This is a genomic window from Streptomyces sp. NPDC003032 (assembly GCF_053591415.1).
Genome location: NZ_JBSFTT010000055.1, coordinates 24,333 through 35,446 on the forward strand (window position 1 = coordinate 24,333; position 11,114 = coordinate 35,446).

The 11,114-nt window shown below is 66.7% G+C and carries 11 protein-coding genes and 1 pseudogene; 7 read left to right on the top strand and 5 right to left on the bottom strand.

The window, feature by feature from the left end; all coding sequences use genetic code 11:
* Positions 1-534: 534 nt before the first annotated feature.
* Positions 535-699, top strand: a pseudogene (locus ACWDZ7_RS39030) (DegT/DnrJ/EryC1/StrS family aminotransferase); the annotation flags it as partial.
* Positions 700-857: 158 nt separating this feature from the next.
* Here the strand turns inward: ACWDZ7_RS39030 and ACWDZ7_RS39035 are convergent.
* The 5 genes from ACWDZ7_RS39035 to ACWDZ7_RS39055 form a co-directional block, all read right to left on the bottom strand.
* Complete coding sequence (locus ACWDZ7_RS39035) at positions 858-1,661, bottom strand: DUF1932 domain-containing protein (protein ID WP_451803501.1); 804 nt, start codon at positions 1,659-1,661, stop codon at positions 858-860.
* 307 nt (positions 1,662-1,968) lie between these two features.
* A complete protein-coding gene (locus tag ACWDZ7_RS39040) occupies positions 1,969-2,874 on the bottom strand; it encodes a phosphotransferase (RefSeq protein WP_451803502.1) in 906 nt (301 codons plus the stop codon).
* Between the two features lie 33 nt (positions 2,875-2,907).
* Positions 2,908-4,248, bottom strand: coding sequence for an XRE family transcriptional regulator (locus tag ACWDZ7_RS39045; protein WP_451803503.1), 1,341 nt, complete (start codon positions 4,246-4,248; stop codon positions 2,908-2,910).
* Between the two features lie 427 nt (positions 4,249-4,675).
* The gene (locus ACWDZ7_RS39050) at positions 4,676-5,164 is read right to left on the bottom strand and encodes a TrmO family methyltransferase domain-containing protein (protein ID WP_451803504.1); all 489 of its coding nucleotides are present in this window, start codon (positions 5,162-5,164) and stop codon (positions 4,676-4,678) included.
* A 66-nt stretch (positions 5,165-5,230) separates the two neighbouring features.
* Complete coding sequence (locus tag ACWDZ7_RS39055; RefSeq protein ID WP_451803505.1) at positions 5,231-6,283, bottom strand: Tat pathway signal protein; 1,053 nt, start codon at positions 6,281-6,283, stop codon at positions 5,231-5,233.
* 551 nt (positions 6,284-6,834) lie between these two features.
* Here ACWDZ7_RS39055 and ACWDZ7_RS39060 point away from each other — a divergent pair.
* From ACWDZ7_RS39060 to ACWDZ7_RS39085, 6 genes are all read left to right on the top strand, one after another.
* The gene (locus ACWDZ7_RS39060) at positions 6,835-7,266 is read left to right on the top strand and encodes an ATP-binding protein (RefSeq protein ID WP_451803506.1); all 432 of its coding nucleotides are present in this window, start codon (positions 6,835-6,837) and stop codon (positions 7,264-7,266) included.
* 136 nt (positions 7,267-7,402) lie between these two features.
* Positions 7,403-7,696: a DUF6415 family natural product biosynthesis protein gene (locus tag ACWDZ7_RS39065; protein WP_451803507.1), complete on the top strand. Its 294-nt coding sequence runs from the start codon at positions 7,403-7,405 to the stop codon at positions 7,694-7,696.
* A gap of 715 nt (positions 7,697-8,411) precedes the next feature.
* Entirely contained in the window at positions 8,412-8,867 is a 456-nt protein-coding gene (locus ACWDZ7_RS39070) for a hypothetical protein (RefSeq protein ID WP_451803508.1), read from the top strand.
* Positions 8,868-9,117: 250 nt separating this feature from the next.
* Positions 9,118-9,855: a hypothetical protein gene (locus ACWDZ7_RS39075; RefSeq protein ID WP_451803509.1), complete on the top strand. Its 738-nt coding sequence runs from the start codon at positions 9,118-9,120 to the stop codon at positions 9,853-9,855.
* A gap of 341 nt (positions 9,856-10,196) precedes the next feature.
* Positions 10,197-10,856 carry a hypothetical protein gene (locus tag ACWDZ7_RS39080; RefSeq protein ID WP_451803510.1) on the top strand — a complete coding sequence of 220 codons (660 nt, stop codon included), beginning with the start codon at positions 10,197-10,199 and terminating at the stop codon, positions 10,854-10,856.
* A 118-nt stretch (positions 10,857-10,974) separates the two neighbouring features.
* On the top strand, positions 10,975-11,114 hold a 140-nt coding region (locus ACWDZ7_RS39085), incomplete at its 3' end, for a trehalase-like domain-containing protein (RefSeq protein ID WP_451803512.1).

Sequence of the window (11,114 nt, forward strand, 5' to 3'; positions counted from 1 at the left end):
TCTGCCTCGCCTACGACTCCGGCCTGCACGGCTCCCTGCTCATCTCCCGCTCCGCCGGACCGAAGACCGAACAGCTGACGGTGACCGGTGGCTTTCTCGCTCTGCTCCGGCCCCACTTCTCCGGCTTGCGATGGACCAGCCCAAACTGGACACCCTCTGTCCCGGCTTCGAGCGGCCCCACTTCTCATCAGCTCAGGGCCCCTTCGGCGGGGCCAGCGCAGACCGGAACCGAACGGACGCTCGGGTCCGAGTCAGGCCGGAAAAGGTGGGGCCAAGTGCACCGTGAAAGCCAGACCGGACCCCGCGGCGCTGTCGTGATCGAGCGAGGACGTGTGCGGCGCCTCGCCCCGGACGGGTAACTGATCGAGTCCCTGACCCGCGAACCGGCCTGGCCCTTGGCCGCAGCCGCGCAGATCGACTGCTTCTGCCGCGTACTCAACGGCGGCGGCCCGCCCGTCATCGAGGCCCCCGGTCCGCACTTCTCCTGGCCCCCGATCGAGGCCCCGCGACGTATCGGCGGTCACCGCCCAGCTAATGTCCGCGGTGTCCATCCCGGACCGCTCCAGCGTCGTCGCCGACCTGCAGGACTCCCTGGCGTCCTTCCTCGGGGTCCGGCACGTCGTGATCACGTGCACGGGGACGGCCGCACTGCACTCGATGTATGCGGCGGTCGGCATCACTTCGGGTGACGAGGCGCTCGTGCCGACCGTTCAGCACGAGCTGCGACCGCGGTGCCCCGCTACCATCACATGCGCGCCCGCCCACGAACGCCTCCATCGAGCCAGGGCGGGGCAGCGTCATGCGGGTCAACGGGACTCCCGCGCCCCGACATGCGTGTGGCAGCACAGTCTCGCGGGTCACTTACCTGCGGTGCGCAGCTGGGCAAGAATCGTGGTCAGAGGGAGGTCGAGGTCTTTGCCTGCTTCCCAGTGCTTCATGACGGTTGCGGCAGCGCTGGCAAATTCGGTGGGGAGCGAGGCGGCCTTCAAAGCCTCTTCGATCTCCTCCATCTCGGGTGCCCACCGCCAAGCACGGGCCGCCACACTGGGCAGGTAGTCGGGGTCTGCAAGGATGTTCGCGGGCATGGCTTCGGCCTCTGCTGTGAGCAGTTCAGCCACTCCGTGTGTGTCGGCAAGGGCGTGGGCGACTCCGGCGAGGACTCGTGCGGCCTTCTGGTAGCCGGCGAATGCCATCTTCAGGGCTGATGCGGACCCGAGTTCCATCCCGGCTTCCCGCACCTGCACTGAAGTTGCTGCAAACGCCTTGGCCAGTTGACCGACGGCGCTCGCCGGGCCCGCGAGATACAGGCGCGCGGTCCGGCCTGAGGCTGGAGGAGGGCCGATGATCGCTCCATCCAGGACGGTGCACTCCGGCGGCATGTTGCTCGTGATGCGCTGGGTGCGTTGCGGGCTGATGGCGTTCGCCTCGACATAGATTTCGCGGTAGTCGTATGAGGCCACTGACGAGGCGACCTGTTCGGCTGCGTGAGGGGGGCAGAGCGACAACACGACGTCGCTCTCGGACAGGGCCTCGGACAGCGAGGCGGCGGGGACGAGCCCGGCTTGTTCGGCCCGCTCACGGCTGGCACTGCTGCGGTCGGCAGATACCCACAGGACGCGGTGCCCGGCCGCGGTCGCCTGCGCGCCCACGGCGGCGCCCATGGAGCGTCACTGTGGTCATCGAGATTCTCCTCCTGGCAGCATGCGTGTTTTGCGACTCTGGTGAGCCCGCAGAGCTTCGTGCAGCCCGATGGCGGTAAGGCTCGTGGCGCTCAAGTACAGGGCGAGCAGGCACCGCGCGCGCTGGCCGAGTACGCCGGCCTGCTCCCCGCAAGACCGGCCGATGCCTGGTACTGCAGTCTCATCCTGCTGTCCTAGGTACCCCAGCACGTTCGTACGGGGGTAGTCGCCCTTCAGTGGCTGGGGCACGGAGGACCGGTCATCCACAGCAGCAGCACGTACCGGTGTTTTACAGAATGTTCCACTGGAGCTGATCGTTCTCGTGCCGCAGTCCATGAATCCGGCGTTCCACCTCCGCCAGGCTCCCAGGCGAGTGTCTTGCCTTTCTGGCATTGGTAGTGATCATGCGCAGTTCGCGGACGTCACGCAATGTACGAAAGCCTTTGGATTTAGTGATGTCATACCCATATTCCTCTGAGAACTTCTGGTAATGATCAGTGCCGTACCCGAATCGTCGACAGTGCACTTCCACCGTCACAAGGTCCCATTCCGGCTGCCCTAGGGAGAATGTGTCCCAGTCGCACAAGACGGCGTGCCCTCTGTCATGGAGGGCGTTCCGGTGTTGCGGGTCTCCTTGCAGGATGCCTTCTGGCAACTCGAACCCTACGCTCGCCAGTTCCGCCTCGAGCCGGTCAGTACGCTTTTTGAGGTAAGTCATATCGCCTTCAGGTAGAGAGATAGTGGCCGACAATGATTTACGAATAGCCCGAATATTGTCATGTTTCTTGACGGGGAATGAAGGAAGCGGGAAGTTGTGCAGGGAATGCAGAGGTTTGGCCAGCTGTGCCGCCGTGACTGGGTGATCAGGTTGTGGAAGGTAGACCCAGAAGGTCACGGCATGCTCATTGATGACGACAGGCTGTTCGGGGATGGGGTGCAGGGGAACCGTTGGGAAGCCGTTGTCCATTAGGAGTTGGACGAATCGCACGGTGCGCTGAACATCGCTGATGTTTGATCCGCGCCGCGCGATTTTCACAACGACTGGTGATTTTTCGAGGAGGATCACCGCATTGGTGTGGCCTCGGAGCAGCCGTGCGCCGGTTGGGTCAAGTTCCGCGGCCAGGCATGCCTGGTCCAGAACGTGGCGCATCTCGGCTTCGTCGAAGCCTCCGTGGATCGGTGTGGGTGCCGTCATGAGCGCAAGGCTCGCTGACGAAGCGCCGGTCTGTCACCCTTGTGCAGGAGGAAGCGCGAGGATCTGGTCGAGCTCCTTCGCCGCTCTGCCGCGTTGCGCCACAGGTGGGAGGACCTGGATGACCTTGCGTGCGCGTTCTTCCAGGATGTGAGTGCGCATGGCGGGGTGCACTCTCAGGAAGGTGGTGGCGGCGAGCTGGCAGGCCTCCGTCGAACTTCGCTCGCGCGCAAGGCAGATTGCTGCCTCCAGGTGGAGAAGTGCGGGGTCGATGCCTGTGCGCGAGGGGTACATCGCCAGTGCCTCCGCCTGCACCTTCCGTGCTTGGCTCGCGTGTCCCATTGCTGTGTAGGCGCCGCTCAGGTAGAGGAGAAGGCGCCGCAAAGGGAAGGCGAAAGCGTCGTTGTCGGGCCCTGTTTCGCAGCGTTCAAAGGTCGCCAGAGCGAGTCGGATCGCCGCTTCTGCGCCTTGCGTATCGCCTTGTTGAGCGAGAGCACGCGCTTCAGCCGCGGAAGCGAAGGCGCTGGTTGCGGTGGGCCGGCCTCGGCACAGCATGCGGGCTGAGGCGGCAAGCCGGACAGCGGTATCGATCGGGCCGTAGTAGTACGGCAGCATGGCGGCTTGAGCGCGAACACGCGCCCTTAGCCCAGAGTTGCCGCTGTCGTCGGCCGCTGTGCGCGCGGTCGCATACCAAGCGCGCGAGCTAGAGAGCCTTCCCAGCTTCATCAGTGAGTCGGCAATGAGTGTGGAGAGCATCGCAATTTGTTCTGATATCCGCACCTGCACGCCAGCTGGTTGACGTTCGTCAGCGAGTGATCTGACCTCGTCCAGCTGGTCGAGCAGATCGGCAAGCATCGCTTCGGGCGGTCTGTAGACGTATTGCTGACGGAGCAGAACCAGTTGTTCGTCCAGTTCGTCCATCTGCTGAGGGCTTACGCTGGTTAAGGCAAGTGTGCGGTTCACAGACCGCCGAGCCGTGGCCTCACGATGCGCCAAGGGATCGACTGCGGGCAATTCCGTGCGTCCCTGCTCGAGCGCCGACACATTCTTGGCTTCCGCAGTGGGCACTCCTTGGAGAAGAGCCGTCGGCGCTTGCTGATCCGGAGTGAATCCGAGGCCGACCAGGTCGCATTCGTAGAGCCGAGTCAGCAACTGCATGGCAGCAATACGTGGCTCGCGGCCCTTCTCCCAGTGGCTCAGCTGCACCACGTCCGGACTCGGGGCGTTCGGTCCGAGACTGCGGCCAAGTGCTTGTAACTGGTCGACCGCTTCCCGCAGTGTCCAGCCGCGCGCCAGCCGGTGTGCCCTCAGCTTGCTTACGGAGCAGCACTGACTGATCGCGATGACGAGCTGCTCAAGCGGTATCCCACGCTGCACAGCATCCTTGCGCCGACGCCCTGCGCAAGAGGGACCGTGCTTGACCCCTTGTCCCATCCCCGCACCTCCCCTCGACACTCCCGTGGTCCAGCGTAGTGACTGGAGTGTGACCGAGGGTAGGAACTTGCTCTTTGCCCGAACTGAAGTCACAAAATTGCGACTCCAGCGGGGGCGGGGTCGCTGTTTTGTGACGAGCGACAGTTGCTTGTGTCCAGCACGCCGAGGACGCTTTCGGATCCCGGCCAGTCCCCATAGCGCCGGGAACCTTGTTGGAGCCCGTTCACGCCCATGCGAGAGGAGGAGCCAGATGGAGTCGTACGCAGGAATGGAACGGCTCCCAGCCATCACCGCTGCCAGAACACAACCGTCGCCGCAGACACGATGGGCCTCGCCGACATCAACACAATGCCGATGCGCCTGGGCCGACTTAAGGCTGCTCGTCTGCGCTAGCCCAATAGCTACGCAGCATCTCTGTAGGCCAGGCGGGCTGGACCACCGGGCCACGGGGCAGCATTTCCTTGAAGACCGGCGCCAGATCGAGAACAGGCGTTCCGTCGTCTGCGTCCAGGTCCACGACGTGGAGATCCCGGCCTTCAACACCGAGGAGCCTGGGGTAGGACGTGGCGATGCGGGCGGGTCGTCGGTGGTTGCGATGGACGAGGCCGCCGGTGGCCGGCCATGCCGGGTTGTCACGGGGGCTGCGGGGCTCGAGTTCGATGTCCTGGTCCGAGCCGAGGTGGCAGCGCCAGATCACCTCGAGGTGGCTGAACTCCTCGATGCCCTGCAGGGCACTCGTGGGAATGCTGGGGACGAGCCGGATGATCGATGTGACTCCTCCCTTGTAGTCGTCACGGCGTCCGGTGTGGCCGCCCACCACGTGTGCGATGACCGGCAGTTCGATGTGTTCTTCGGACACAAGGGACCCTTCGTTCTGATGAGGACGCCAGTCGCGCCGGCTGCTTCGATCGTTGCTCTGGTCGAGTCAGCGTACGGCGAGTACGGCTCGTGCTCTGGTGTCAAGTTCGGCCGCCGGGCTGCCGCCTCGGGCGCGGAAAGGCCCGAGGGCGCGGCGCATCTGGACGACTGTTTCCCGTGCCCGGCCCGACTGCACGCGGGTCATGGCGTCCAGTGCCTGGTTCCAGGTGGTGCAGGCTGCTTCCAGTTGTCCCTGCTGGATCTGGACTGCGCCGAGGTAGCCCAAGGTCACGGAGTGGGTGCGCTTGAACTGGGTGCGCCGGGTGCGCACGCTGTGCTTGAACTGTTTCTCCGCGCCCTTCAAATCGCCGAGGTCGCGCAGTGCCGCGGCTGTTTCATGGGCGAGGCTGGCCTGGCTGAAGAAGAAGACGCGGTCGGGCTCCTCATCGCCCTCTCCGGCCCGGCTGAGGTCGGTCTCGGCCCGCAGCAGCGTGGCCAGGGCGTCCTTCTTCTGGCCGGTGGCGGCCAGGCCGCGGGCGTGCACGACGCCCAGCAGCGCCCGCTCGCGCCAGCAGGCGTTGGTGTAGCACTTCCCCGCGAGGGAGGCCTCCGACCAGCGCAGGGCCTCGCCAGACTGGTTCAGGTCGACGGCCTGGTGTGCCATGGCGCGCATGATGTGGCCGGCCAGCGGGGCGTCGGCCGCTTCAGCGGCGAGCGAGGCCGCCATCTTGAACCAGCTCAGGGCCACCGGGTGCTCTCCGGCGTCGAAGCTGGTCCATCCGGCGAGGTAGGCGAGTTCTCCGGCTGCCGAGGTCATGGCACGCCGGAGGCTCTCCGAGGGGAATCGGGCTGCCAGCAGGTCGGTGACGTCGGAGCGAAGGTAGGCGACCAGGGCGGTGCGGCCGACGCCGCGGCCGCCGCGCTGTTGATCGCGCTGCGAGAGGAACGTGGTCATCTCACGGACCGCCTCGACGTCCTGAGCCGTCACGGTGTGCGTCGTCAGCGGCTTGCGCCCTCGGGCACGTTCGGCCGCCTCGTCCCACCACGCTTCGGCTGGCAGCGCCAGGCCAGCGACCGAGTACGCCGAGTTGACCAGCACACCCCGACGATTTATGTCCATGTCTGTACCCCCGAGCGCCGCCAGCGTCGTCAACGTGTCGACGCTCCACCCCGGCGACTGAGGCTCAGTCCCCTCTTCCGGTGCCAGGCCGATGTCCGCGAGTGTGACACGGCGGCCCAAACCCCGGGAGAGCGTCTCGGCCAAGATAGACGGCGCCCGGCCGCTCGGACGCGTCCCGGAGATCCAGCGCGTGATGGACGACCGGTTCGTCGCGTCCAGTTCGTGAGCGCCGTTCTCAGCAGCCACGGCTCGGAAGCGACTCACCAACCGTTCCTGCGGCAGGCCCAGTTCCTCCACGACGGCTTCCAGCCGACGGTTGCGTGTGCGTCCCATGGTGGGCCCCTGTCCCCAAAACGATCTTGCACAACGTGCACCAGGTCCACCGGCCGAACGGGATACCGCCCAGACCTCGGACACGGTTCTCTCATGAGGACGATATTCCTCCAACAACCCCGTGGGGGAGGGAAATCCGACTCCTCACCGCTTGTCTTTCAAGCCAGAACCGCCGCTCGCAGCACATTCCCCCACACCGCCCACCCGGGAGGTACCCGATGAGCCCCGTTCCAGCCGTTGCTGCTGTCGGTGCAAAGCCGCTGCCGCAGTCGGCGTACAGCTTCGAGCACACCATCACTCCGGATCCCGCTCGTGTCGCTGAGATACGGTGCGCGGTCGCTGATCGGATGCGGAAATGGGTGGTGCCCGCTTCGCTGGTGGAAGACGTGGTGCTCATCGTTTCCGAGCTGGTGACGAACGCGGTCGTGCATGGCCGCGGGAACGTCCATGTGTCGATGCTGCAGTTGTACGCGGGCCTGCACATCGAGGTTGCCGACGAGAGCACAACTCCCGCCGTCATGGGCTGTGGTGACGCGGAGGCCATTGGCGGGCGGGGTCTGCGTCTCGTGGCCGGCTCCTGTGATTGTTGGGGCGTCAGTGACGACGGCACGATCACGTGGTGTCTCCTCCGTGCGGCGGGGAGGCGATGACGTGGCCCGACGCTCTGCGCCGACGATGAAAGCCGGGCGGCTCGGGCTTGTTCCCAGGGCGGCGGTACCTGCCGGTGTAGCTCATGCTCCCTTCCGGGATAGCGCGACACTGCCTGGTGCTGTCGAGCGTTCGCCCGTGGTGGCGGCCCAGGAGACCGTGTCCCTCGTCCTGGACGAGGGCGCTCCGGTCCCGGAGACCGATCAGGATGTCCTTGACCTCGTGCTCATGCTGCGCGGTCACCTCGCGCAGATCGGCCCCGCACTGGACCATCCCACCAAGGCCCTGGCAGATGCTCTCGATACGGCCCGGACCCTGGCCCAGACCGGGATGCCGAGGGGCTTCATGCCGTCACGGGTGTATCTGCGCAAGCTGGCGCAGAGCGTGCAGGCGGTCCTTGAGGAAGCACCGAAGACCGAGGGGGCGTCGTGATCTCGTGGCCGGCTTCGACGAGTCCTGGGAAGTCACCCATGCGGGCTGCACCCCCTGACCTGCGCGCCCCCGTCAAGGCGGGCCCTGACCTCGCGGGGAGCGAGCCGGATTCGACGCCGCGCCCAATCCTCTGGTGCCGGCCTCCCACAGTCCGGGAGGCCGTCCCGAAGGGCTCCGCGCCCGGCCGCCCCGGTGGACCGGCCGCGGGCCCGGATTTACCCCGACACGCACAAACTCGTGCACGCCCTCGGAGCGGTGAACAGGCCGCACGTAGTCACGCGGGCGTTCCAGTACGGCCTCCTGACCCCGGGCAAGGTGCGCGGATGGCCGTCGGGAGCACCCGGGTTGCGGGCACCACCTGCGCTTCGCCGTTCGGGCCGTGCGTCTGCCCCGATCTGATCGCTGCCAGCCATAGCCCGCCTGCACGGAGATGACCAACGCTTGGGGCCTCCTCTGGCGTCGTCGAGCCGTCCGCGCCCGTGCGCGGGCAGGCTCCGACGCCGACCCCCAGAGGAGGTGGCGCCTGACCGGCGTCCCGGCCGCGCTCTGTGGGGGAGCAGACGGTCGGCCCGGAAAACGGGCCCTGCTCCAAGGGCCCTGCCGGTGCGCCGTTCTGGTGCCGCGTCAGTCGCCCCCCGGCTCCGTAAGGCACCAGAACGGCCCCCACGCCTCTCGCCCGTTTCCGACGGAGCCTTCCGTCCTGACCGGAGAAGTGATGACAGCCCTACAGAGCACTCGCCACTCCTGGCGGCTGCACCTCAGCGAGGTCCCGCTGCCTGCGATGCTGCCGCGTGAAGTCGATGTGGTCCGCGTCAGCATGGGCCTTGGCATGGTCGCGCTCGACGCGATGATCGATGACGGACACCAGGTCGGACCGCTGCTGTGCTGCATCACCCACCGGCGGCTGCTGGTACCGGTCAAGTCCGGTATCGCATCCCTGTGGAGCGCCCCGCACTCGGTGTGCGACATGGGGAGGTCGCTGCAGTGCGCGGCTTACGGGCCTCAGGTGGTCTGCCAAGGCCGCTTCTGGGTCATTCCGCCCGAGCCTCGGGCCTACCCGACCACCGACCCGTGGGTCTTGCACCACTGCCTGTGTCTGGCACGCGCGCAGATGCGGAACGTCGGCAAGCAGCCGGCGGCAATCGGTACGCAAGCAATGTGCCATGTCTGACCACAGCGAGGCAAGAAGCCACATCTCCACGCCGGGTATGACAGCCGTGCTGCTGCCGCTGGAAATCGTAGGTGTCGCCTGTCTCGAAGCGCCACACCGCTCTACGCCCGTCTCCGCGATACAGCTCACATTCGACAGAAGGGCCAAAGAGGTGACCACCAGCACCGCGACCGCTTCCTTCACACGCCGTGAAAGGCAAGTGGTACAAGGCCTCGCGATGGGCCTGACCGCCCGCCAGGTCGGGTGTCGCATGCACCGGAAGACGAGCAGCGTCTGCTCCTACGCGGCCACGGCGAAGCGGAAGGTAGGTGCGGTGGGGTACGCGTCACTGGTCGACCTCTCGTACGACCTGGGCCTGATCACGCTGCCTGCCCGCGAGGTGGGGGAGGTCCATCTGGCGCCGCGGCAGCGCCAACTGGTCCCCCTGATCGCGCAGAACCTGAACTACCAGCAGCTGGCAGAGAAGACGGGCAGTCCGCTGCCTCAGGTCCGCCGCGATCTTGGGCGTCTGATGACGGTCCTGGGGGCGCGGACCCGCGCGCATCTGGTGACCCGAGCCCGCCAGTACGACCTCCACGGCACGCATCAAGGAACAGGTCTGACCGAGGGCGGGGCCCAGTCCGTCGAGGAGAAACTGCGGCTCCTCGCGGGCAAAGCCCTGCACTGGGACCTCCGAACCGAGGACCTTCCGCAGACCGAGCACAGCCTTGCTGTGATCCAGTTCCTCCGTCAAAAGATGCCCGCCCTGCTCACAGGCATCCGCTACGACCTTGCGCGGTTGCCGCAGGGAGCACCACTGCGCCCGCGCGTACACGCGACACTCGCCGAAGCGGACCGTCGGCTGCTTGCCGCGCCTGTCGTCGGCGGGCGGCGCCCCGCCGCGCTGCGAGCCCAGAACCTGGCTCGGCTCGCTGAGGCCATCGTGCGAGCCGCTGTGGCAGTCCGTGAGGAAGTGGCGCGCAGACCGGCCACCTCCGCAGGGACGTGACATTCGCAGACTGGGCTTCCTCCGGTCTCGTGAACCCCGCGCCCCGTACGGGAAGGACCCGAGACCACACCGCACGCAGGAAGCGGCGCTCCCGGCCCTGGCCATGCGGGAGCTGCCCCGGCCGCCGCCACTACCTGCCGTGAGCGGTGGCCGGCCACACCCTCTTCGGCCATGCCTGGCCCGACGCACCTTCGCTGCCCAACCCGTCTCGCGAGATAGGCCGCTGTGATGTGTTCGCACGATTCGCCGTGCCCGACCGCTGACTCCACCTACCGAAAAGCCACACTTTCTGCCGCGAGCCACGGCCCGTGCCGCCCCGCCGGGATGATGGGAACCGCTGCATGACCACAGTCATTGAGCACGCGACCCACTACGTCACCCTACGAGAGGGCGAGGAAGCAGCCTCCCCTCTGCCGCTGCGCACGGCCTTCCACCTCTCCGGCACCCCGCGCCTTGGCTACTGGGACGAGCAGCCCGAGGACCGCGATACGCACGGCGTCCTGTGGACGCGCGTCTCCCAGTCGCTCGGACCCGACGGCTGGCCGGTCGGTGCACCACAGGGCTCGATGATCCATCCCATGCGGCGGCGCGACGCCATGCTCAACCTCAGATGCCCGATGTGCCGGAAGGCCGCGCGCACAGCCGAAGGCCTTGTGTTCCCGGTGAGCAAAAAGCACGGTGTGCGCGACGCGTCCAGCGCCGTCATCCACACGGATCAGCCGCCAGTCTGCAGGCAGCACGCTTACGTGGCCGCGCGCAGCAACCTCGAGCTGGCCGAGCACGGGTACGTCTTCGTGCTGGCGCAAGGGGCCCGCATGTACGGCGTCATCGGAACGCCCTACTTCGAGGCCGCTGACGGGTCCTTCCAGGCATTGGAGGGCTTCAGCACTCCCATTCCCTACGGGCACCCCGAACTGCGCTGGGTCGTGGCCTCCCGGCTTGTCCGGACGCTGCTCTCCGTCTCGGTCATCGACCTGGCCGAGGTTACATCGGGCCCTTAACCCGGCCTTCCACCCCGCCGTCACCTCACAGCCTTCCAGCCTCGCCCCCTCCCCCCTTTCTCGACCGCTCCCTTACCTGCGCCGCCCTCGCCACCCACGGAGACCGGACCACATGACCATGCCGCGCATTTTGAACAGTCGTCAGCGCATCGAGGACTACGCGCTCATCGGAGACATGCAGACCGCAGCCCTGGTCTGCCGGGACGGCACAGTCGATTGGCTGTGCCTTCCCCGCTTCGACTCCCACGCCGTTTTCGC